This window comes from Cupriavidus sp. UYPR2.512 (assembly GCF_000379565.1).
Taxonomy (GTDB): Bacteria; Pseudomonadota; Gammaproteobacteria; order Burkholderiales; family Burkholderiaceae; genus Cupriavidus.
In genome coordinates this window covers 26,518-48,033 of sequence record NZ_KB903206.1, presented here as the reverse complement: position 1 = coordinate 48,033, position 21,516 = coordinate 26,518, and the positions used below count along the sequence as shown (strand labels likewise).

21 protein-coding genes and 1 pseudogene are annotated in these 21,516 nt (G+C 62.6%); 12 read left to right on the top strand and 10 right to left on the bottom strand.

The window, feature by feature from the left end; translation table 11 throughout:
* Positions 1 to 13 precede the first annotated feature (13 nt).
* The 5 genes from A3A5_RS0136280 to A3A5_RS45335 all read left to right on the top strand — a co-directional run bounded on the left by A3A5_RS0136280 (position 14) and on the right by A3A5_RS45335 (position 4,231).
* Positions 14 to 979: an SMP-30/gluconolactonase/LRE family protein gene (locus A3A5_RS0136280; RefSeq protein WP_018315331.1), complete on the top strand. Its 966-nt coding sequence runs from the start codon at positions 14 to 16 to the stop codon at positions 977 to 979.
* Between the two features lie 333 nt (positions 980 to 1,312).
* Positions 1,313 to 1,501: a hypothetical protein gene (locus A3A5_RS0136275; RefSeq protein WP_018315330.1), complete on the top strand. Its 189-nt coding sequence runs from the start codon at positions 1,313 to 1,315 to the stop codon at positions 1,499 to 1,501.
* 56 nt (positions 1,502 to 1,557) lie between these two features.
* Positions 1,558 to 2,655 (top strand): AmmeMemoRadiSam system radical SAM enzyme, encoded by a 1,098-nt coding sequence (gene amrS / locus A3A5_RS0136270; protein WP_018315329.1) that lies wholly within the window; start codon positions 1,558 to 1,560, stop codon positions 2,653 to 2,655.
* Positions 2,656 to 2,688: 33 nt separating this feature from the next.
* Complete coding sequence (locus A3A5_RS0136265) at positions 2,689 to 3,045, top strand: VOC family protein (RefSeq protein ID WP_018315328.1); 357 nt, start codon at positions 2,689 to 2,691, stop codon at positions 3,043 to 3,045.
* Between the two features lie 679 nt (positions 3,046 to 3,724).
* Complete coding sequence (locus A3A5_RS45335) at positions 3,725 to 4,231, top strand: hypothetical protein (RefSeq protein WP_026201478.1); 507 nt, start codon at positions 3,725 to 3,727, stop codon at positions 4,229 to 4,231.
* Between the two features lie 234 nt (positions 4,232 to 4,465).
* On the opposite strand, the gene A3A5_RS0136255 is transcribed toward A3A5_RS45335, so the two are convergent.
* Positions 4,466 to 5,587, bottom strand: coding sequence for a citrate/2-methylcitrate synthase (locus A3A5_RS0136255; protein ID WP_018315326.1), 1,122 nt, complete (start codon positions 5,585 to 5,587; stop codon positions 4,466 to 4,468).
* A 126-nt stretch (positions 5,588 to 5,713) separates the two neighbouring features.
* On the opposite strand from A3A5_RS0136255, the gene A3A5_RS0136250 reads away from it, so the two are divergent.
* The 3 genes from A3A5_RS0136250 (at position 5,714) to A3A5_RS0136240 (ending at position 8,754) form a co-directional block, all read left to right on the top strand.
* Positions 5,714 to 6,667 carry a 2-hydroxyacid dehydrogenase gene (locus A3A5_RS0136250; RefSeq protein WP_026201476.1) on the top strand — a complete coding sequence of 318 codons (954 nt, stop codon included), beginning with the start codon at positions 5,714 to 5,716 and terminating at the stop codon, positions 6,665 to 6,667.
* Positions 6,668 to 6,902: 235 nt separating this feature from the next.
* Positions 6,903 to 7,664 carry an SDR family oxidoreductase gene (locus tag A3A5_RS0136245; protein WP_018315324.1) on the top strand — a complete coding sequence of 254 codons (762 nt, stop codon included), beginning with the start codon at positions 6,903 to 6,905 and terminating at the stop codon, positions 7,662 to 7,664.
* A gap of 97 nt (positions 7,665 to 7,761) precedes the next feature.
* Complete coding sequence (locus tag A3A5_RS0136240) at positions 7,762 to 8,754, top strand: tripartite tricarboxylate transporter substrate binding protein (protein WP_018315323.1); 993 nt, start codon at positions 7,762 to 7,764, stop codon at positions 8,752 to 8,754.
* Positions 8,755 to 9,004: 250 nt separating this feature from the next.
* Here the strand turns inward: A3A5_RS0136240 and A3A5_RS43895 are convergent, their stop codons facing one another.
* Complete coding sequence (locus tag A3A5_RS43895; protein WP_157637406.1) at positions 9,005 to 9,142, bottom strand: hypothetical protein; 138 nt, start codon at positions 9,140 to 9,142, stop codon at positions 9,005 to 9,007.
* 26 nt (positions 9,143 to 9,168) lie between these two features.
* Positions 9,169 to 10,686, bottom strand: a complete 1,518-nt coding sequence (locus A3A5_RS0136230; protein ID WP_018315321.1) for a PLP-dependent aminotransferase family protein — start codon at positions 10,684 to 10,686, stop codon at positions 9,169 to 9,171.
* A gap of 195 nt (positions 10,687 to 10,881) precedes the next feature.
* Between A3A5_RS0136230 and A3A5_RS0136225 the strand changes: the two genes are divergently transcribed.
* Positions 10,882 to 11,634, top strand: a complete 753-nt coding sequence (locus A3A5_RS0136225) for an SDR family oxidoreductase (RefSeq protein ID WP_018315320.1) — start codon at positions 10,882 to 10,884, stop codon at positions 11,632 to 11,634.
* 4 nt (positions 11,635 to 11,638) lie between these two features.
* Complete coding sequence (locus A3A5_RS0136220) at positions 11,639 to 12,043, top strand: cupin domain-containing protein (RefSeq protein WP_018315319.1); 405 nt, start codon at positions 11,639 to 11,641, stop codon at positions 12,041 to 12,043.
* 142 nt (positions 12,044 to 12,185) lie between these two features.
* On the opposite strand, the gene A3A5_RS0136215 is transcribed toward A3A5_RS0136220, so the two are convergent.
* From A3A5_RS0136215 to A3A5_RS0136190, 6 genes and pseudogenes are all read right to left on the bottom strand, one after another.
* On the bottom strand, positions 12,186 to 13,334 hold the full coding sequence (locus A3A5_RS0136215) for a branched-chain amino acid ABC transporter substrate-binding protein (protein ID WP_018315318.1): 1,149 nt from the start codon (positions 13,332 to 13,334) through the stop codon (positions 12,186 to 12,188).
* 497 nt (positions 13,335 to 13,831) lie between these two features.
* A complete protein-coding gene (locus tag A3A5_RS0136210; protein ID WP_018315317.1) occupies positions 13,832 to 14,722 on the bottom strand; it encodes a CoA ester lyase in 891 nt (296 codons plus the stop codon).
* Positions 14,723 to 14,905: 183 nt separating this feature from the next.
* Positions 14,906 to 16,057: a glycine cleavage system aminomethyltransferase GcvT gene (gcvT, locus tag A3A5_RS0136205; protein WP_018315316.1), complete on the bottom strand. Its 1,152-nt coding sequence runs from the start codon at positions 16,055 to 16,057 to the stop codon at positions 14,906 to 14,908.
* Between the two features lie 89 nt (positions 16,058 to 16,146).
* A complete protein-coding gene (locus A3A5_RS0136200; RefSeq protein ID WP_018315315.1) occupies positions 16,147 to 17,097 on the bottom strand; it encodes a GlxA family transcriptional regulator in 951 nt (316 codons plus the stop codon).
* 76 nt (positions 17,098 to 17,173) lie between these two features.
* Positions 17,174 to 18,070 (bottom strand): choline ABC transporter permease subunit, encoded by an 897-nt coding sequence (gene choW, locus A3A5_RS0136195; protein WP_018315314.1) that lies wholly within the window; start codon positions 18,068 to 18,070, stop codon positions 17,174 to 17,176.
* Positions 18,063 to 19,226 (bottom strand): annotated as a pseudogene (locus A3A5_RS0136190) (glycine betaine/L-proline ABC transporter ATP-binding protein); the annotation flags it as partial. The gene choW and the pseudogene A3A5_RS0136190, both read right to left, overlap by 8 nt.
* A 53-nt stretch (positions 19,227 to 19,279) precedes the next feature.
* Between A3A5_RS0136190 and A3A5_RS43890 the strand changes: the two are divergent.
* A complete protein-coding gene (locus A3A5_RS43890; protein ID WP_157637405.1) occupies positions 19,280 to 19,555 on the top strand; it encodes a hypothetical protein in 276 nt (91 codons plus the stop codon).
* Positions 19,556 to 19,696: 141 nt separating this feature from the next.
* Complete coding sequence (gene purU / locus A3A5_RS0136185; RefSeq protein WP_018315312.1) at positions 19,697 to 20,569, top strand: formyltetrahydrofolate deformylase; 873 nt, start codon at positions 19,697 to 19,699, stop codon at positions 20,567 to 20,569.
* Positions 20,570 to 20,643: 74 nt separating this feature from the next.
* Here the strand turns inward: purU and A3A5_RS0136180 are convergent, their stop codons facing one another.
* Positions 20,644 to 21,507: a glycine betaine ABC transporter substrate-binding protein gene (locus A3A5_RS0136180; RefSeq protein ID WP_018315311.1), complete on the bottom strand. Its 864-nt coding sequence runs from the start codon at positions 21,505 to 21,507 to the stop codon at positions 20,644 to 20,646.
* Positions 21,508 to 21,516: the final 9 nt, after the last annotated feature.

Here is a 21,516-nt window from a genome sequence, read left to right as displayed (position 1 = left end):
TGAGAGACAAACGATGAACCGACGCACAATTTGCGCGGCCTGCCTGGTTGCGCTCCTTGGCCACAGCCTTCCTCTTCGTGCCCAGTCCGCCGCGGCGAGCGACCGCACTGTGCGACCGGTGGTGGTGGCCCAGCAATCGGCGCCCTCCTTCCTGGAGAGTATCGCCGTCGGGCCTGACAGGGCACTCTATGTCACGGACTTCCGGGGCCGTCAGATCCTGAAGTACGTCGACGACAAGGGTTTTTCGGTCCACGCACAACTCGACGTGCATCCGTGGGGCATGGTTTTCGACACCGACGGGACTCTGTACTTTGGCGCTGCTGAGGCTGGCATCACTGGCAAGACCTCGCCGCCCACGCAATGGGTCTACCGCCAGGCGCCCGGTGATGTGCCGCGCCCGCTGCTCAAGGTCGACCAGGCAAGGGCCCTGAACGGGATGACGCTGCTCGCGCCGGGACGCGTGCTCATCGCCGACGGTCGCGGCGGCGTGATCTGGCACCTGGATGTGAAGACCAGGCGGGTTTCGCCCTTCATCCGGGACGACGCGCTCGATGCGCCGGCGGGGTTCCAGTTGCCCACGCCGGCAGCCAACGGCCTTAAGATCCATCTAGGCCACCTTTACGTGTCGAACACCGCTCGCGCCACCATGCTGCGCATCCGCATCGGCGACGACTTGAGGCCCAGCGGCGGCGTAGAGGTCTTTGCCGAACCCGTGCGCGCCGACGACTTCGTGTTCTCGCCCGGGGGCAACCTCTACTACACGACGCACCGCAAGGAGATAATGAAGATCACGCCGGAGCGCCACGTCTCCGAGGTGCCCGGGATCGGGCCGGAACTGATCGGCAGCACCGCGCTGGCCTGGCGCGACGGCGACGACGGTCCCTTCGCCATCAACGACGGCGGCTTCATCGCACACCATTGGTATGAGGGCCCGCCCCCGACAGCATCGAATCTGGTTCGCCTCGGCGGATTGGACTGACTCAAGCCCCGCGCTCGAAGCAAGCAAGAGCCGGAACACCTCCAGCCGTTCGTTCCCTGTCTCGGCAAGCTTGTCGCAGAGGTGCACGTGCGCCGCCATGTCGCTGTCGATGAAACGATTCGCCACGGATGATGAAAGTCAGGACGTTTATTGCGGGGCTTCTGGCGCAGCTTGGCGAGGATGCGCAGCGCTGACCGGCACGCCATTGGCGCATGCAGGGGCCTATACTGAACTCAGCCGACATGCCCCGCCGCGGCGACCATCGGGGGGCACTGGCGCATCCGCACGCGGTACCGGGGAAGGATGCCGTCACGGGCCAGAGAAGGACCTGCCATGAGCAATCGCCGCTATGTCGTCATGATCGACCAACCCAGGGATGTCTCCGACGAACAGATGGCTGAGTACATCAAGCTCGCCATCGCCAACTGGGGCGCGGGAGTGCCACCGCCGCCACCGGACAGCCCCTTCTTCGACCTGGATGTATTGTCGGTAACGGCCGTCCACAAGGCACATAAGGATTAAGCGTTAAGCGTGCGGGCGGCACGCGGTGCACCCAAGTTCCAGTGCGGGACGGAGCCATGAAGCAGACCCCTTATCCCAGGCATTCCGGCCCTTACCCGGGCCGCTACTGGCATTTCGCGGACGACGGCCGCATGCAATGCGACCTTTGCCCACGCCACTGCCGCCTGCATGACGAGCAGCGCGGCGCCTGCTTTGTGCGCCAGCGGGCCGGCAAGGAAATGGTGCTGACCGCGTATGGCCGCTCCTCGGGATTCTGCATCGATCCCATCGAAAAGAAGCCGCTCAATCACTTCTACCCGGGCAGCGCGGTCCTGTCGTTCGGCACGGCGGGGTGCAACCTGGCATGCAAGTTCTGCCAGAACTGGGACATCAGCAAATCGCGCGAGATGGACACGCTGGCCGATGCAGCCATGCCCGAAGCCATCGCCGAAGCCGCAGCGTCCCACCGGTGCAAGAGCGTCGCCTTCACCTACAACGACCCGGTAATTTTTGCCGAATATGCGATGGACGTGGCCGATGCCTGCCATGAACTGGGCATCATGGCGGTGGCGGTGACAGCCGGTTATATGGGCGCGGAGGCGCGGCGCGATTTCTACGCCAAGATGGATGCGGCAAACGTCGACCTGAAAGGCTTTACCGACGCGTTCTATCTTGCGTGCACCGGGGCCCACCTGGAGCCAGTGCTGGAGACGCTCCGGTACCTGAAGCACGAAACCGCGGTCTGGTTCGAGATCACGACACTGCTCATTCCCGGCAAGAACGACAGCGATGACGAGATTCGCGCCGAGGCCCAGTGGATCGCCAGGGAACTAGGCACCGACGTACCGCTGCACTTCACGGGATTCCACCCCGACTACAAGATGCGCGACGTGCCGCCCACGCCCTGCACGACGCTTGCGCGTGCCCGCAAGCTCGCGCTGGCAGAGGGGCTGCACTACGTGTACACCGGCAATGTCCATGACACCGCCGGTGACACGACCTTTTGCCCCGCATGCCACGCACTGCTCATTGTGCGCGACTGGCATGCGATCGAAAGCTATCGGCTGACTGCTGCGGGAACCTGTCCTGAATGCTTTGCGCCGATTGCCGGTCGCTTCGGACAATTCGAGCGCCAGTTCGGGCGGCGGCGGATTCCGGTGCAAATCGGGATCTAGTCTGATCTAGTCCGGTTAAACACGCCAATGCCTATGATTTCCTCGATCAATGCCGTGACACTCGCCACCCACGACATGTCACGAGCCGTTGCCTTCTACCAGGCGCTCGGATTCCAGATCCGCTATGGAGGCGCCAATGCGGAATTCACCAGCTTCCACTTAGGCACGGGCTATCTCAACCTGATTGCGCAGCCATCCAGCCGGCAATGGTCGTGGTGGGGACGCGTCATTTTCCATGTCGACGATGTCGACGCCATCCACCAACGGGCGCTCGAACACGGGCTGCGTCCCGAGGCCGCCCCGCGCGATGCCGAGTGGGGCGAGCGGTATTTCCATATCAGCGATCCCGACGGCCATGAGCTGAGTTTTGCGAAACTGCTGGTGGGGTGAGCAAACGCCTTCGCTGGCTCCCGCGAAACTCAGGCGGGGCAGGCGGTCATCGCATTGATGGCGATAGTGTCGGCCACAGAGGCTCCGTTGGGCTGCCCTGTCGGGTGGTGAAACGGGCATAAGAAGAGGGCTGTCGATCAAGCGTGTTCAGTAGGACGAGGCAGGCCCTCGTTCGTTTTGCCGCGCCCCACTCCCGCAACTGTGCAGGCTCATGGCTTTGTTCATTTGCGCACCATCGATCGAACTGCCGCGGCCTTCGCCGGTGCATGAGCCCGAGAAGCGCCGGCGCGAGGCTCCGAACCTGAGCGGATCCTCGAGATAAGCTGCTGTTTCAACTGCGCGTGCGCACTGTCGACGCACTCGCCCTTCCGGCTCGATGCGCAGGGCGTTGAGCGCTGATGGCTGGCGGTCATCGGCAAGGGCAACAAGACCCGGCTGATACCGGCCACCGACGAGACCAAGCCGCTGTCTGACGGCATGGTTGTTCGAACAGGCAGCGCGGCTCATGCGGCCAAGATGGACAAGCGGGCCGACCTCTCTGCGCGGCAACGGACATCTGCTGGTGGTGTCTTGTCTTTTCGTCAGTATGATCTATTGTAAATTGGCGTTAATGTCGCCAACTCAATGAAGTTGGCATGACCATGAATACGCATGATTGAGCACCTGCGTGAGGGAAACTATGCTGCGCGGACTAGTCGCTATCCTATTTCTCGGCCTTGGAACTTGGTCGGCAGCACAGACAACGGCAGAATCGGAAAAAAGCATCGAGCGGGGGCCGCTTGAGAATCGGGTTAAGACCCTTGCATCCATTCAGCCCGGACTTGGAACCGTGATGCATGAGATGGCTTACCGTTTTACTAATATCTACTGGGCAGCAAATGGCGGAAATTGGGGATTGGCCCAGTATCAGCTCAAGGAGTTGCTTGAGGCGCAAGAAGTGGGAGAGATAACGAGGCCGCAGCATGCGTCAATGCTAAAGGCTAATGAGAAAACTTACCTCGAACCACTGGCTCAAGCTATCGAAAAACAAGACATCCAACAATTTAATCATCGTTTCTCAGCAGCGGTAAACGGCTGCAATGCTTGCCATACCGCGTTGGGCTATGGATTTATACAATTCAAGCCACCAAAGCTTCCGAAGCAGGAGTTTCTTGATTTTTCCATAAAGACCTCCCCCAAGCACTGATCCCATCTAATTCAATTGCCGATCCGGTCGCCAGGAATTTTCCGTCCTTGACGGCAAACCCCTGTTCTACGGCGTTGGCAGCATCGACCGTCAGGACTTTTGCGTTGGTATAGGCCGTGTCGGCGACAGGCTCAGCCGCGCGTGAGCCGGGGACAGGCACGACAGCGTAGGCGCTGCGCCGCCCGCTAGGGCGAGTCGCATGAAGTGGCGGCGGTCATTGCTGATCAGCAAGCATCAGGTTCGCTCGGGCACCTTGCCCACGTAGCGGCCCCGCGGCCGGATCACCTGACCGACGTTCAACTGCTCCAGGCTGTGGGCAAGCAAGCCCACGCTGCGCGCCGTGGCAAACATGCCGAAAGCCGCGTCATCAGGCAAATCATAGTGCGTGACAAGGGCCGCCAATGCCACGTCGATATTGGGCTGCAAACCGGTCAGTCGCGTTGCCTTTTCCACAAAGCGCGCAATCACGGGCGGCGGATCAAACAGGCTCAGCAGCGCCGTCGCGCGCGGATCGCCATCAGGATACAGGTGATGACCAAACCCAGCCAGCGGCTGACCGGTGGACAGATGATGGGCGAGCACCTCGTCCTCGCCCTGCCGGTCCAATTCACTGAAAAGCGCCTTCACGCGGCCCGATGCATCGCCATGCAAGGGCCCGGACAGCGTGGTCAGCCCGGACAGCAAGCACGCCGGCAGCGATGCACCCGTTGACGCGGCGATGCGCGACGCAAACGCCGAACTGGTCAACTCGTGATCGAGCAACAGGACCATGGCAGTGCGCAACAACTCCGCCACCGCAGGCTGACCCCAGCCCTGTGCCAGCCGCATATGCAAGGGCTGCGTGCCTGGCTGCGCGCCGAATGCGTTGGCCAGCAGTCCCACCAGCCCCTGCCCTTCGCCATGCAGCACGCGCGTCATGCGGCCATGCGTGGAATGTCCCGTCGCCGCCAGCTCCGCCAGGGCCTTGAACGCCGCTACGCGGCCCGGCTGGCCGACACGTGCCGACGATGAAAAATCCACGGGCTGCGCGGCCTCCCAGAGCAGATTCGCGGCCTCTTCCAGCGTGGCCGATCCGGCCAGCGTCACCGCATCGTGTCCCCGGTAGTAAAGCCGCTCGCGCACGAACGTGGAGATGGCCGTGGGAATGCTGGGCTCTGCGCCGAACAGCGTGTTGGCGGCCAGTGTCTCGTGCTTGCGGCCGGCCTGCTTGCGCCTGGCCAGCGTTGCCACGTCCTCTGCGCGGTACAGGCTGCGGCGCGTATCGGCCGGGTCGGACATGACCTCGATCTTGCCCCGGCTCACATAGGCATAAACGGTCTGCGGCCGCACCCCGAGGTGCGAACACGCCTCATCCATGGATATCCAGGTTCCCACTCGTTACTCGCTTCCGTCAATTTATATTGATTTTATATATCAAGATTGCGTAGTTAATCAACTATTGCCTACGATGCATCCACCTACTCAGCCACCACATCCATGCATATGACGCCTCAGATCCTGCAACTGAACCCCATCCTGATTCCTGCCGCGAACGAAGAACTGGCCGCCCGTTACCAGGTGCACAAGTACTTCGAGATCGAGGACCAAGTCGCCTTTCTGCAGCAGCATGGCCCGTCTGTCGAAGCCGTCATCACTGGCGGTCACACCGGGATCTCCCGCGAGATGCTGGAACAACTGCCGGCGCTGAAGGTGGTGGCGGTCAACGGCGTGGGCACCGATGCCGTCGACCTGGCTTATTGCCGCGAGCGCAACCTGCCCGTGACCGCCACGTTGGGTGCGCTGACCGAGGACGTGGCCGATCTGGCCATCGGCCTGCTGATCGCGGCGTGCCGAAACCTCTGCGCGGGCGACCGTTTTGTCCGTGACGGCCAGTGGGAAATGCATCCGTCGCCGTCCGCTATTCCACTCGCGCGCCGCTTCAGCGGCATGCGCGTCGGAATCGTGGGCATGGGCCGCGTGGGCCGTGCCGTGGCCACACGTGCTACAGCGTTTGGCTGCCCCATCTGCTATACGGATATGCGCGCGATGGACGACGTGACGCACACCTTCGTGGCCGACTTGATCGACCTGGCACGCGACAGCGATGCGCTGGTGCTCTGCGCTGCCGCTGACAAGGCCGAAGGCATCGTCAATGCCGCCGTGCTCGATGCGCTCGGCCCGCGCGGGTTCCTGATCAACGTGGCGCGCGGCCGCCTGGTCAACGAGGCCGACCTTGCTGCGGCCATTGAAGCCGGAAGCATTGCGGGCGCGGGCTTGGACGTCTTTGTCGATGAACCGCGCGTGCCGCTGACGCTGCGCCAGTCGGACCGCACCACGCTGCAAGCCCACCGCGCGAGCGCCACGTGGGAAACGCGCGGTGCCATGGCGCGCATGGTGCTGGGCAGCGTGGCCGAAGCACTGGCCGGCAAGCGCCCCACAATGAGCCTGACCACCTGAGTTCGCCATGATGGATTTCGTCATGCCGCCGCCAGCGCCAAGCGCGTTGCCCGTGGCGCATAGCACTGCGTATTTCCCGATCCGTCGCGTTTTCTGCATCGGCGGCAACTATCGCCGGCGGGCGTCGCGCCATTGGAACCGGGCGACGTGATCCACGCAGGCGTGGCCGGCATCGGCGAGATCATGCTGACGGTCACCCAGGCATAGCACCTGACACAACCACTTCATGGAGACAATGTTGAACCTATCCCGAAAAATCGCGCTGGTGACGGGCGCCGGCAGTGGCGTCGGCCGTCTGACCGCCCTGGCTCTGCTGGAAGATGGTTGGACGGTGGTGCTGGCCGGCCGGCGTGCCGATCCGCTGCAGACGCTGGTGGCCGACGCCGCCGCGCGTGGCAGGACGGCGCTGGCCGTGCCGACCGACGTGACCGATCCCGCGAGCGTGCAGGCGCTGTTCGACAGCATCGAGCGCGAGTTCGGCCGGCTCGACCTGCTGTTCAACAACGCGGGTGTGAACGCGCCAGCGGTGCCGATGGACGAGTTGCCGCTGGACAAATGGTTCAACGTCATTAACACCAACGTCACCGGCGTATTTTTGTGTGCGCGCGCCGCGTTCGCGCTGATGCGCCGTCAGTCGCCGCAAGGCGGACGCATCATCAACAACGGCTCGGTCTCGGCCCACACGCCGCGCCCGTTCACCGCGCCGTACACAGCCAGCAAGCACGCTGTCACAGGCCTGACCAAGGCGCTGGCGCTTGATGGCCGCGCCTTCCATATCGCTGCCGGCCAGGTGGATATCGGCAATGCGCTCACCGAGTTGTCCGAACGCATGACGCGCGGCGTGCTGCAGGCCAATGGCACCACGGCGGCAGAGCCGATGATGGATGCCAACCACGTGGCCAATGCCGTGCGCCATATGGCGTCGCTGCCGCTGGACGCCAACGTGCTCAATATGACCGTCATGGCCAGCGCCATGCCGTTCGTCGGCCGCGGCTGATACAGAACGTACCAATTACCGCGCCACCACGGCTTCGCATCCGTGGGACGCCCACAGAGTTGACCCAAGTTAACCAGCATCCAGATGGAGACACACCATGCAAATCCCCTCCCGAACGCTCACGACCCTGATTGGCGCGATGACTGCCTGCGCCGCCATGATGGTGGTGCCCGCCATGGCCTCGGCCCAAGGCAACTACCCCACCCGCCCCGTCACGATCATTGTGCCAGCACCGGCGGGCGGCGGCATCGACCTCATCGCCCGTGTGGTAGCCGAAAAACTATCGGTCAAGCTCGGCCAGCCGTTTATCGTCGAGAATCGCCCGGGCGCATCTAACAACCTGGGCACCGCCGTGCTGGCCAACGCCAGGCCCGATGGTTATACAATCGGCATCGTCGGCGGCAGCCATAACATCAACAAGTTCCTGTTCAAGAACCTGAGCTGGGATCCGGAAAAGAGCTTCGAGCCTATCGTATATACGCACGAGATTCCGTTGGTGTTCGCGGCCTATCCCAAGCTGCCGGTCAAGACCGTGCCCGAACTGGTGACTTGGATGAAGGCCAACCCCGCCGAGGCCAAGGTGGCCACGTCAGGCCGCGGCAGTGCGCAGGAAATGGCCGCCGAGATGTTCCGCATGGTCAGCGGCGCGCCGGTATTGCTGGTGCCCTACAAGGGGTCGTCCGCAGCGCATCCCGACCTCATCGCCGGACGTACCGTGCTCTACATCGACACGATCAGCGCCATTCAGGAACAGGTGAAGTCGGGCAATGTGCGCGCGCTAGCGGTGTCTACACGCAAGCGATCCAAGACATTGCCCAATGCACCCACCGCCGAAGAACAAGGCCTCAAGGGTTACGACGCCAACACCAACGGCGGCTTCCTGGCGCCGGCGAACACGCCGAAGGAGGTCGTGGCGAAGCTCAACACCGAGATCAACGCGGTGCTGAAGCTGCCTGAAGTGCGCGCCAAGCTGGAAACGGCCGGCATCGACGTGCAAGGCGGTACGCCGCAGGAGTACGCGGCGCTGATCAAGTCGGACCTGGCCAAGTGGGGCAAAGTGGTCAAGGAAGCGGCGATCCAGCCAGAGTAATCAAAGCGGAGCAATCTGCCGGAGGCGCCTGCGGATCGTTACCCGATCCACGGGCGCATTTCGATGTGCTGGATGCCTCCTCCTCAAGTCCTTTACCCCGGATTTGACCTGAAGCAGGCCCCTCACCGCTGGATACCCGTGCCTTCTCCTCCAGCATTGAAACGGTAAACCGGCCACTGCCCCCCGGCGCGGACAGCTCGCCCGGCGGCCCAACAAGCAGCAGCCGCTCTTCAAGCACGCGATCCGCTCTTCACCCTGGCTCGGGCGTACCGCCGAACGTCATGCCAATGTCCAGATGGCCAGTCAGCAGCCCTTGCGGAATATATCCGGTGCTCTGCTCGATGATCTGGAGATCACTCCCCGGCCGTTCCGCGCAGACTTCCTTCACGAGCGCTTCTTCAGCCCGGCGCCGGCCTAGCCGTCGAGGCATCCGCGCAACGTTCGCGCGAGGCGAGACGCTTCCCTCGCATCGGTGACGTTCGCGAAGCCCATTACCAGGCCACGTGGCGTGCGCCGCGTGCGCCCGCTCGCGTACCAGATCGACAGTGGCAGCACAGCAAGCCCCGCGGCGCGTGCGCGCGAGGCAAAGGCCACGTCGTCGACGGGGCCATCAGGGCCTTCGGCAAACTGGACCGCAAACTGGATTCCGCCGTGCGGCAAAGCGACAATCATGCGCTCCCCGAACGCCTGGTCCAGCGCCTGCGCAATCAGCATGCGTCGCTGTCCGTACAACGCACGCATCCGCTTTACGTGCCGCGCAAAATGCCCCTGTTCGATAAAGTCTGCCACCGCCGCCTGCAATAGCATCGGAGAGCCGGCATTCATGCTGCATGCCACGCGCCCCACGCGTTCAACAGCGCGCTCCGGCACCACGGCATACGCCAGCCGCAGTCCGGGAAACATCACCTTGCTGAAGGTGCCGCAATAGATCACGCTATCGTTCTGATCGAGGCTTTTCAAAGCCGGCAGAGGCCGGCCCACATAACGGAATTCGCTGTCGTAGTCGTCTTCGATGATCCAGCGAGACCCCTTCCCTGCCCAATCCAGCAGCGCCATGCGCCTGGCGAGCGACAATGTGTGCCCGAGCGGGGCCTGATGCGACGGCGTCACCAGTGCGAAGCGCGCCTGCGGGTCCAGCGCGATGCCGCGCCCGACATCGATGCCTTCGCTATCTACCGGCACCGGTACGAGCTGGACTCCGGCTTCGGCCAGAAAGCCGCGCGCGAGCAGATAGCCGGGGTCTTCGAACCACATGCGATCGCTGGGGCTCGCAAGACTGCGCAATACAAGTTCCAGCGCCGCGCGGTAACCAGCGGTAATGAACACCTGATCAGGCAGGCACGCCACGCCCCGCGACAAGCCAAGATAGGTGGCGATGTGTTCGCGCAACGCCCGATAACCAACGGGGTCCGGGTAGGCGAGCATCGCGCGTTCCCCGCTGCGCGCACAACGCGAAACGAGCCGGTTCCAGAGCTTGCGCGGAAACGCGTCGAGTGCCGGCAGCCCTGGTTGTAAAGGCTTCGGCTCCCCGCTCATTGCGACCGCGATTGGGAGCTGACGCGGTGCCGACTGGCGACTGCGCGATGCATCGGACGCCATGGGTGCGCGCTGCGCCGTGGCGTGCTGGTCCTCCCGATCCCGTCCACGTGCCGAACGGGTCACCGCTGCCGGCAATGAAGCTGAGACGAATGTACCGGCCGCACCGCGCATCTGCAGATACCCTTCATCGACAAGGATGGTATAGGCCATCTCGACCGTGCCCCGGGCCGTATTCAATTGCGTGGCGAGGCCGCGCAGCGCAGGCACGCGATCGCCGGGACGCAGGTGCCCGGCCGCGATGGCCGTCCTGAACCGCTCGCAAATCTGCATATAGATCGGCGAGCGGTTCTGCCGATCGATTTCGATGGCCAAGGGGGAAGTGCGTGCGGTCATGATGATCTCGTGGCCAATGGGCGCGGCAATGGGACGCAGACTGGACTTGGCCTAGTCATTTCGACAATTCTTGGCCCTTATCCATAGGGCATGATTGTTCCACAATGATCCCACACGATGCGACGGGGACATGCACCTGCAACCACGGCCCCCGCCCGCACCGGGCACTCAACACTCTCATCTGGAGACCCTGCCATGAAGATCGTTGTAATCGGTGGTTCCGGCCTGATCGGCTCGCAACTTGTCGCGCTGCTTAACGCGGCAGGCCATACAGCGGTGGCGGCCTCTCCGCGTACCGGCGTGAACAGCGTGACCGGCGAAGGATTGAACCAGGCACTCGTGGACGCAGACGTCGTGGTGGATGTGGCGAACGCACCATCCTGGGAACCGCAGGCAGTACTCGATTTCTTCCGCACCTCGGCGCGCAATCTCGGCAAGGCCGAGGTCGCTGCTGGGGTGCGCCATCACGTCGCGCTGTCCATCGTCGGCACCGACCGCATGCCGGGGAACGCCTATTTCACCGCCAAGGTCGCCCAGGAAGAGGCTGTAGAAGCGGCCGGCGTGCCATACACGATCGTGCGCGCCACACAGTTCATGGAGTTCCTCGGCGGTATTGCGGATTTCGGCACGGACGGCACCACCGTGCGCATCGGCGATGGGCTGTTTCAGCCGATCGCTGCGCAGGACGTCGCGGCAATCCTTGCGCAAGTCGCGCTGGAAGCACCGCGGAACGGCACCATCGATATTGCTGGCCCGGACCGCGCCCCCTTCGCGGAGATCATTGCGCGTTATCTGAAGTCGGCAGGCGACGCTCGCTCGGTCGTGACGGACCCCGACGCCCTGTATTACGGCGGCCACGTCGAGAAACTGTCGCTGGTACCGCTCGGCGACGCGCGGATCGGCCGCGTCAGCCTCGACCAGTGGCTCTCGCAAGCCAATGTGGAGTAATGCCATGAAACCAATCGTGTCGTTCGCGGCCGCGCTGATGCTGTCGTGCCTGACGGCGGCGCAGCCGGCGGTCGCCGCACCGGAAGCGAAGGTCACCCCGCTGCGGACGGAACCGTTGCCCGAGTATCCGGGCAAGGAAGTTCAGATGATCATCGTCGAGTATCCGCCCGGTTCGGTCGACCCTGTGCATCGGCATGATGCACACGCCTTTGTCTACGTGCTGGAGGGGAGCATTGTCATGGCCGTCAAGGGTGGCAAGGAGGTGACACTCAAGGCCGGGGATACCTTCCACGAGGGCACCAACGACATCCATACCGTCGGGCGCAATGCCAGTGCCACACAGCCGGCCAGATTTGTTGTGTTCCTGCTCAAGAACCAGGGCGCACCGATTCTGACGCCCGTGAAGTGAGCGTGCTGGTCCAGCAATCCAGCCTCTGCGTGACACTCGCGCTGCCGTTGACTGGCGGGAATAACGATGACAGGGGCGATGACAGGGCCCGAAAACGCGTTGCTTAAGAGTCGCCAAGTCACGTTAATCGAGCATCGGCACGTCATTCGGCCCCGATCGTCGTTACCGGAAGCCAACGGCCAGCTTTTACCTGATACAGCGTCGACGTCGGATTCTTCAGGTCGCCGTTCGGATCGAAGGCAATCTTCCCGGTGATACCCTCGTATTGCGTTGCGCGCAGCGCCGCGAGGAAGTCGGCCGACGTCGCAGAGTTCGCCTGCCTGATCGCGTGTATAGCCACCCACGTGGCGTCATACGCGAAGGGCGCATAGCTGAGACTGTCGGTGCCGAAGCGCTTCCTGAATTTCTGCATGAAGGCCTTGCCTTGTGGCAGCGTTTCGACAGGGCGTCCGTATTCCCAGGCCATCGCGCCATCCGCGGCGGGACCGGCAACGTTCAGGAAGATACTGTCGGCGATGCCACCGCTTCCGACGAACTGAGTGCGCATGCCGAGTTCCCTCATCCGCTTCGTGATGAGCGCCCCTTGGTTGTCCAGGCCGCCGAAGAACAGGATGTCGGCATTGGCGGCCCGGATGCTCGTGAGCTGCGCGCTGAACTCGACCGCCTTGTCGTTGGTGTACTCAGCGATCGCGATTCTTCCGCCGGCACGGGTGACGGCCTTCTTGAACTCGTCCACTGCCCCCTGGCCGAACGCGGTCCGGTCGTCCATCACGGCAATGCGCTGCCCCTTCATGACATTGACCGCGTACTTGCCAGCGGTACCGGAGTTTTGCGTATCGGTCGCAATGATGCGGAAGACCGTCTTCAGACCTTGATGCGTGATAGCCGGATTGGTTGCCGCCGGATGGATGACCGGGATGCCTGCGCGGGCAAAAATCAGCGAGGACGGAAGCGCAACGCCAGAGTTGTAATACCCGACAACGACAGCCACCCCGTCATCGACCAGCTTCTGGGCCACCTGAACGCCGATGCGCGGGTCACTTTGGTCGTCCACCGAATCAAGCTCGAAGCGGGCGTCCCGGCCATCCAGCCTGATGCGCTGCGCGTTGGCTTCTTCAACAGCGAGACGAACACCATTCTCTATGTCCTTCCCGTTGGCGGCATTGATCCCTGTCAGCGGAACGGAAACACCGATCTTGACAACCAGCTGCCCATACGACTGGTCGCAAGCAAAGGACAGCAACAGGGCGCTCAGACTCGTAACGAGCAGCCGTCGAGTAAAATGGATCATTGGCCGACTCCGGCGACTAAGGGACGGTGCTATCAGCGGCCGAAACCGACCCCGCACCGATTCTGATAGCACCCTGAATGGCGGCTTCTATTTTGCCATGGTGGCAGAGGCAGGGGCAGTGGGCGGTGCAACGACTCGCCGTCTTACCGAAGTCGATCGGACGCGAGAACCGTGGTGTGGTCCATATGACGAAGTGGATTGTTGCGATGCCGTTCCCCGCCGACGCGTCCCCCTGCCTGCACAAGTGCGCCAGCGATTCTGAACCGACGCTGGAACGGCGCATCCCGGATCAGCCTGTTACGCCTCCAGGCCGCATGGACGACAGCCATCACGGATGCAAATAGAATCAACGCATGCCGTGAGGAGGGTGCCTACCATCTCCTTTGTCATCATTGACTTTCCTCCTTTTCTACGGCGAAGCTTGATACGGCAACATAGCGCGCCAACCTCAAGGCGCGAAGCATCATCGCGTCGACACCCTTGCACAATAGCTAATCTCAGCTCTCGTCGATGTGACACAAGATACGATGTGCGAGGCGAAGGTGTGGCCGATCTATCATTGCGTTTCCCAATCTGGCAACACCAGAGGCGCCGACCCGCGAAAACGCCTCGACCACCTCACTAGCCCAGCGTATTTCCGCTTGCTGCGGTATGAAAGCCTGGTTGATGGCGTCGATCTGAGAAGGATGTGCCGCGGCTTTGGCCGAGAATCCGTCTCGTTTTGCCTGTGCAGCTTCTTCCCCGATCCTCGCCGGATCGATCAGGTTCGTGCTGACCGCATCGATGGCTTCGATACCCGCCTGGGCGGCCGCCAGCAGGCACATGGTACGAGCCACGGAAAACGGCGTGGTCAGCTCCTTGCCGGTATGCGACGAGAATGCGCCAAGGTCGGCCGCAAGATCGTCCACGCCCCACATCAGCGCCCGCAGCCGCATCGGCGCGTTGCGATACGACGATAATCCGAAGACACCTTCGGATGATTCGGTCGCCATCGCGATGATGGACACCTCCCAACTTTCCTCCAAAAGCGCACATTCAAAGGCCGCGAGGAAGTCACAAAGGCGATGCACATCATCGACACTACGACACTTTGGCAGCACGATCGCGTTGGGCCGGTGCGGGATCACGGCGGCCAGGTCGCGCAGGATGTGGCCGGATGCCAGCCCGTTGACACGCACCAGCAAGGCCTGATGCATCGAGGCACGATGCTGTTCGAGAAAGCCAACCAGCTTGCGCCGTGCGTCCTCCTTCCCTGGCTCCGGGATGGCATCTTCCAGATCGAACACTAGTCCATCCGCTGCTGACTTCAGCGAGGACGCAAGCTTCCGGTCACTGTCAGCGGGGACGAAAAGGAGTGAGCGCAAGCGCTGTGGCAAGTTGTCGTGCATAAGCGTTCGTAACGTGATTCTCGGGCGGGTCAGGTCTGTGGCTGTTTTAGCCGTACTCCAGACAAAGCGATGCTTCTGGTGGTCCGGCAACCCGGACTGTCCGAAGGCAGATTCCGCCCGCGACAAATGGCCTGGTGGAATGCGTCAGCACGACCTCTGCCAGAGAGGTTGCCAAAAGCCGCCCTATTGTTCCCGCACTGGGCTTCCGTCCCGTACGAAAGGTGGACGAACGACTTTCGCGGAGATTCTCTTGTTGTAGACCTCAACACTCACATACGAGCCGACCTTGATGTCTGGGGTAATCAGAGCCAAAGCGATGGCGATTTGAAGCGTCGGACTGTAGGTTCCGCTGGTGACCTTCCCAATCTTTTCCCCTTCGAGGCTCATCACCGGACTCTGCGTGCGGGCGACCGCGGCGCTTCCTTCGAAAGCGAGCCCGACGAACTGCCAATCTTGGCGGCGGGCACGTAGCGCTGCTTTGCCGACAAAGTCGCGCTCCAGCCCCAGATCAACACTCCAGCCCAAGCCGACGTCGAAGGGCGAGGTCTGTGGGTCCATGTCCAGCCCATTCAGGTGCATGCCTGCTTCGAGCCGAAGGGTCTCCCATGCGTCGAGGCCTGCTGCAGAGATGCCGGCCGACCTCAGCATGTCCCATACCTGAACAGCATGCTTTGCCAGCACCATCATTTCGAAGCCGTCCTCGCCGGTCTTCCCCGTTCGTGCCAGCATCAGTTCGCCCACTGCGGAGTCGTGCACGATGATGGAGTTGAACGGCTTCACCTTGTCAGCGGCGCGCGTTGACGGAATGGCTCGAAATACCTTTTCCCGAGCATTGGGACCGTGCACGGCGATCATTGCCAGCGCCTCCACATCGCCGCTAACCATATCCTGGCGCCGCGCGACCAGGGTCACCGAGCTTTGGGTCTCAACGATCTGTGACCGGATCCATTCAATGTCGCGGCTGGCAGCGTGCGCGTTCAAGACCATACGGAAGCATTCATCGTCCAGGTAGTAAACGACAAGGTCATCGATCACTCCGCCTTCCCTGTTAAGCATGCATGAATAGAGCGCTTTTCCAGGCGATCGCAGTTTGCCGATGTCGTTGGCAAGCAGCTTGCGGAGAAACATTCGAGCATCCGCCCCGTGTATGTCGATCACGCACATGTGCGAGAAGTCAAACATGGCGGCATCCGCCCGCACGGTGTGGTGCTCCTCGATCTGGGATCCATAGGCAATCGGCATATTCCAGTCACCAACATCTGCCATGCGGGCGCGGATGAAACGGTGACGCTCATACAGTGGGGTGCGCAATGGGTGCAGGATCGTCTGGCTCATGGGATGTCAAGGTCAGTAGTCAAGCTGGCGCAATATCGCGCATTGTGCGGGCCTGGGCCCCTGGCGAGCGCTTCGTGCCCCGCCGGCGATCATCGCGTCGGTCGGCGTTCGTGGCTGGGCGCATGACCGAACTGGGCGCGGTACGCCTTGCTGAAGTGGCAAGGCGAATGGAAGCCGCAGACGGCCGTGACACGGGCAATTGACGCGTTGGTCGTGCGCAGCAGCTCGCGCGCGCGCTTCAGGCGCAGGGTCAGGTAGTGGTGGGTCGGCGACACGTTCAGATAGAACTTGAAGATCCGCTGCAGATGCCGCTGCGACAGCTGAACGAGCCGCGCCAGCTCGTCCAGCGACAGCGGCTCCTCAATATTCGCCTCCATCAGCCGCACGACCTCGATCAGCTCCGCCCGCGAGAGGCCAACCCGTGCGTCGACCGGGATCGGCTGCGGATCGGTCGCGCCACGGATCCGCTCGAGAATAAACTGTTCGGAGACCTGCGCGGCCATTTGCTGGCCAAAACGCAGGCCGACGAGATTCAGCATCATGTCGATCGGTGCTGTGCCGCCCGTGCAGGTAAGCCGGTCCCGGTCGATGACGAACAGTTCGTCGGCGAATTGCACCAGCGGAAACTCGTGGTGCAGCGCGGACCGGTTCTCCCAATGCACGGCGCAGCGGTAACCGTCGAGCAGACTGCTCGACATCAGCGCGTAGGCACCCGTGCAAATGCCGCCGAGCGGCATGTTCTGCCCGGCGAGTCGCGCAAGCATCATGCGCGTGCCATCGTCGACGGCATCGCGGATGCGGATGCCGCCGCAGACGATCATCACGTCGGGCAATTCCGAGGCATCGAGCGCTCGCGTCGGCCGCACCGCGATGCCATTGCTCGCCCGCACCGGCTCGCCTTGTGCGGAATAAATCGACCACGTGTAATGGTCGGCTCGCCCGACATAGTTCGCCATCCGCAGCACTTCGACCGCGCTCGAGAATGCGATCATCGAGAAATCGGGCAACGTCAGGAAGCCGAAATGCGCGAGCGTCGACATCGGCGGTGGAGCGCTGTGAGCCAGCGCGGCGGCAACGGACCTCACATCGCTCTCCTGGCGAACGGCTGAGCCGGAATCAGGCGTGGGCCGTCGCCGTCTTGGCACTGAACAGCTGCCTGAGCCCCGAGAACAGCGGCGCCTTCGCGGTACCCGGTGCACGCCCAAAGCTCTCCGTAATGCGGTCCAGGACAATCGCCAGCAGCACCACCGACAGGCCGCTTTCGAAGCCCAGGCCGATGTCGAGCCGCTGGATGCTCGCTAGCACCTCGTTGCCCAGGCCGCCCGCGCCTACCATCGATGCAATGATCACCATCGACAGCGCCATCATGATGGTCTGGTTGACGCCTTGCATGATCGACGGCAGCGCGTTGGGGAACTGCACCTTGTACAGCAACTGCCACGGCGTGCAGCCAAACGCATAGCCGGCTTCGACGATCTCCATGTTCACCTGGCGAATCCCAAGGCTGGTCAGGCGCACCGCGGGCGGCATCGCAAATATCACGGTCGACAGGATACCCGGCACGCGACCCAGTCCGAACAGCATCGCGGCAGGAATCAGGTAGACAAAGGCCGGCATCGTCTGCATGAGGTCAAGGATCGGGCGCACGATGGCCGCAACCACCCGGCTCTTCGCCGCCCAGATGCCGAGCGGAACGCCAAGGATCAGACTGATGATCGTCGACGACAGCGTGAGGCCCAGCGTAATCACGGTCTGATCCCAGAATCCCGTGGCGAAGATCACGAACAGCGATGCGGCCGTGAAGATCGCAAAGCGCCAGCCGACGCGCCAGAGTCCGATGCCAATGAAGAACGCCATCATCAGCCACATCGGCACCGCCTGCAGGCTCCGCTCGATCATTGCGGCGAGCCCCTCGATCGCTCGACCGACCGCGTCGAACGTGGCCGCGTCGTGATCTAGAAGGTAATGGACGGACTGGTCGACCCAGTGGCCGAGCGGAAGGATTTCAGACATGGTGACCTCGCAGGTGCGTGATGGCTTTCAGGATGACGGCACGGTCGACCGAGCCGCAGTAGCAACCGTTGTCGTCGACGACTGGCAGCGCGTTCGGGCTCGCCACGACACGCTCGACAACGTGTTCAAGCGACGCATCGCGCCGGATGCTTTCGATGGGCCGCACGCTCGCCGCCGCATCGCGCATGACGCAGCCTCGAAGCTTGCGTTGGGCATCGAGCACAAAGGCACATCCGGCCTGGCCGTTCAGCATCGCGGCAATGTCTGGCGTATCGAGCTTTGACACGACCGGCACGGCGTCCGTCTGCATCAGGTCGCCGGCAGTCAGGTAGCGGCTGGTGTCGATGCCGTCGAAGAACGTGCGGACGTAGTCGTCGGCTGGCTTCGCAATGATTTCCTGCGGCGTCCCAACCTGAACCAGGCGGCCACCTTCCATGATCGCGATCCGGCTGCCGATGCGCAACGCTTCCTCCAGATCGTGCGACACGAACATGATCGTGCGGCGAGACTCCTTCTGTAGCTGCAGCAGCACGTTCTGCATTTCCTTGCGCTTGAGCGGATCGAGCGCGGAAAACGCTTCGTCCATGATCATCAGCGACGGGTTGACCGCAAGGGCCCGCGCAAGGCCGACGCGCTGCTGCATGCCCCCCGACAACTCGCGCGGCAGCTTCTGCGCAAACGTCGAGAGCCCGACCTGCTCAAGCACATCCATCGCCCTGCGCTCACGCTCGGTCCGGCCGACGCCGGCGACCTCGAGCCCGAACCCGGCGTTTGACAGCACGGTGCGCTGTGGCATCAGCGCGAACGACTGGAACACCATGCTCATGTCCTTGCGACGAAGCGCGATCAGTTCCGAGCGGCTCACGGCGGCCACATCGCGGCCACCGATCAGCACCTTCCCGGCTGTCGGCTCGACAAGCCGGTTCACGAGACGGATCAACGTCGACTTGCCGGAGCCGGACAGGCCCATCAGCACGAAAATCTCGCCCTCATTGACGTCGAACGACACGTTATGCACGCCGACGACCTGGCCGGTCCGCCTGAACACTTCGTCCTTCGTCGAACCGGCGGCGAGCATGTCGAGCGCCTGTTGCGGATTGCTTCCAAATACCTTGCACAGACCTTCGACCACGACCTTGGGACTATCCATCGAAACCTTCTCCTGGTCCTGCGGGGACTCATACGTCATATGGCATACCGGCGACTTCCTTGTATCCGAAAGGCGCTGGCGGTGCATTGCTACTTCTTCCCTGGAATACCTTGGCAAATTCGGTTCGTCGCATCACAAACAGAAACGGTGCGATCACCTACATAGTTGCCAGAAAAGGCCCTCTCCTGCCGATGAATTCCGACAAGGGCTTGCATAAATGCGACACCGCCAACCATGGCAACCGATGGTCCGGCCCGGCTTGTGCGCAAGCGACGCCGAATGGATCGATTGCGACCCGCCCGCGCGACCTTGCTGAAGACACCGGCATCGGGTAGCACCGTGCGTTGGCGCGCCGATACCAGCCACGCGGCGCTTCGGTTCTATCCGGCCTGCCATGCAGCCTGCTTTACTTCGCGCATGGCCCGCGCAGGCGCGCAACGCGCCCGCCCGCCACACCACCCCAAGAAAGGAATCCAATGGACGCCATGCCCCGCTCACAACCATTCGTTCTCACGCTGGCGTGCCCCAGCGCGCCAGGCCAGGTGGCCGCGGTCGTCGGCTTGCTCGAGCGGCACCGCTGCTACATCGACGAGCTGACCGTCTTCGATGACGACCTGAGCAACCGCTTCTTCCTGCGCTGTGTATTTCATCCGACGCATTCAGAAGCGCTTGTCGTCGACGTACTGCGGCAGGAATTCACGCCGATAGCGGACCGCTTCGGCATGCAATGGGCGATCTATGACGCGCTCGCGCGCCCGAAGGTTCTGATCATGGTGTCGAAGCTCGAACATTGCCTTGCGGACCTGCTGTTCCGCTGGCGAATGGGCGAGTTGAAGATGGACATCGTCGGGATCGCCTCGAACCATCCCGACCTGGAACCGCTCGCCCGGCAGCATGATCTCCCGTTCCGGCATTTCCCGATCACGCCAGAGACGAAGGCAAAACAGGAAGCGCAGTGGCTCGACCTGTTCGAGTCGAGCGGCGCGGAACTGGTGATCCTCGCCCGCTACATGCAGGTGTTGTCCCCCGACACCAGCGGAAGGCTCGCCCATCGCGCGATCAACATTCACCACTCTTTCCTGCCTGGCTTCAAGGGTGCGAAGCCGTATCACCAGGCGCATGCGCGCGGCGTCAAGCTGATCGGCGCGACCGCGCATTTCGTCACCGACGATCTCGACGAAGGTCCGATCATCGAGCAGGCCGTCGAGCGCGTCGATCATTCGTACCGGCCAGAGCAACTGCTCGCTGTCGGACGCGACGTCGAATGCATCACGCTCGCGCGCGCCGTCAAGGCCTTCATTGAGCGACGGGTGTTCCTGAATGGAGACCGGACGGTCGTGTTTCAGTAAGCCCTAAAGCACACCGGCCACGCGCGCAATGCGAGCGTGGCCGGTGCCTGGTGTCTCCTGTGTCGTTTGACGAATTAACGCTCGCCCTCGATCCACGCATTCACGCGCTCCGCATTCGCGGCGATCCACGCATCGGCGGCCGCGTCTGGCTTCGTGCCGCCCTGGATCGCCAGCATCACGCTGTCGATCTCGCCTAGCTTCCATTGGAATTTCTTCAGGAAGACGACGACCGGCTTCGCCTTTGCCTCAAGACCCGGGTTCACGATGTTGTCGACGTGCTCCGCATCGCCGAACACCTTCTTCGGATCGTCGAGGAAACGCAGCTTCCATTTGGCGAACATCCAGTGCGGCGCCCAGCCCGTCACGATCACAGGCTTGTTCGCGTTCATCGCGCGCGCCAGTTCCGCTGTCATCGCACTGCCCGAACTGGGCATCAGCGAATAACTGAGGCCGTAGCTCTTGATCGCTTCAGAAGCCTTTCGCATTACGCCGGCGCCGGCATCTATGCCGACGATGCGGCCTTCGAACTTCGCCTTCTGCGCGTTCAGATCGTCGATGCTCTTCGCGTTCACGGACGCCGGCACGATCAGGCCAATCCTTGCCTCGGTGAAGTTGGGGCCGAGATTGACCACCTTGGTCTTGAACTGGTCCCAGTACGCGCCCTGCGTAACCGGCAGCCAGGCGGACAGCGTCGCATCGAGATCGCCGCGCGCGACACCCTGCCACATGACGCCCGCCGCGAGCGGCACCAGCTGCACCGGGTACCCCAGCTTCTTCTCGATGATCCGTGCAGCGACGTTGGTCGTCGCGACGCTGTCATCCCAACCCTCGACGTAGCCTATCTTCAAGGTTGGTTTGGCATCCCCGAGCGCGAACGCGCTCCATGTCATCATCACCGACGCCGCGCCGGTAAAAAACAGCTTTGCAAGCAGCTTCATGGCATACCT

Coding starts and splice junctions, on each gene's coding strand:
- purU (WP_018315312.1), top strand. CDS start 19,697: ATGGACGCCATGCCCCGCTCACAACCATTCGTTCTCACGCTGGCGTGC.
- A3A5_RS0136230 (WP_018315321.1), bottom strand. CDS start 10,686: ATGACCGCACGCACTTCCCCCTTGGCCATCGAAATCGATCGGCAGAAC.
- gcvT (WP_018315316.1), bottom strand. CDS start 16,057: ATGAGCCAGACGATCCTGCACCCATTGCGCACCCCACTGTATGAGCGT.
- A3A5_RS0136210 (WP_018315317.1), bottom strand. CDS start 14,722: ATGCACGACAACTTGCCACAGCGCTTGCGCTCACTCCTTTTCGTCCCC.
- A3A5_RS0136280 (WP_018315331.1), top strand. CDS start 14: ATGAACCGACGCACAATTTGCGCGGCCTGCCTGGTTGCGCTCCTTGGC.
- A3A5_RS0136265 (WP_018315328.1), top strand. CDS start 2,689: ATGATTTCCTCGATCAATGCCGTGACACTCGCCACCCACGACATGTCA.
- A3A5_RS0136275 (WP_018315330.1), top strand. CDS start 1,313: ATGAGCAATCGCCGCTATGTCGTCATGATCGACCAACCCAGGGATGTC.
- A3A5_RS0136240 (WP_018315323.1), top strand. CDS start 7,762: ATGCAAATCCCCTCCCGAACGCTCACGACCCTGATTGGCGCGATGACT.
- A3A5_RS0136250 (WP_026201476.1), top strand. CDS start 5,714: ATGACGCCTCAGATCCTGCAACTGAACCCCATCCTGATTCCTGCCGCG.
- A3A5_RS0136200 (WP_018315315.1), bottom strand. CDS start 17,097: ATGTCGACGCTCGCGCATTTCGGCTTCCTGACGTTGCCCGATTTCTCG.
- A3A5_RS45335 (WP_026201478.1), top strand. CDS start 3,725: ATGCTGCGCGGACTAGTCGCTATCCTATTTCTCGGCCTTGGAACTTGG.
- amrS (WP_018315329.1), top strand. CDS start 1,558: ATGAAGCAGACCCCTTATCCCAGGCATTCCGGCCCTTACCCGGGCCGC.
- A3A5_RS0136225 (WP_018315320.1), top strand. CDS start 10,882: ATGAAGATCGTTGTAATCGGTGGTTCCGGCCTGATCGGCTCGCAACTT.
- A3A5_RS0136220 (WP_018315319.1), top strand. CDS start 11,639: ATGAAACCAATCGTGTCGTTCGCGGCCGCGCTGATGCTGTCGTGCCTG.
- A3A5_RS0136215 (WP_018315318.1), bottom strand. CDS start 13,334: ATGATCCATTTTACTCGACGGCTGCTCGTTACGAGTCTGAGCGCCCTG.
- A3A5_RS0136180 (WP_018315311.1), bottom strand. CDS start 21,507: ATGAAGCTGCTTGCAAAGCTGTTTTTTACCGGCGCGGCGTCGGTGATG.
- A3A5_RS0136255 (WP_018315326.1), bottom strand. CDS start 5,587: ATGGATGAGGCGTGTTCGCACCTCGGGGTGCGGCCGCAGACCGTTTAT.
- A3A5_RS0136245 (WP_018315324.1), top strand. CDS start 6,903: ATGTTGAACCTATCCCGAAAAATCGCGCTGGTGACGGGCGCCGGCAGT.
- choW (WP_018315314.1), bottom strand. CDS start 18,070: ATGTCTGAAATCCTTCCGCTCGGCCACTGGGTCGACCAGTCCGTCCAT.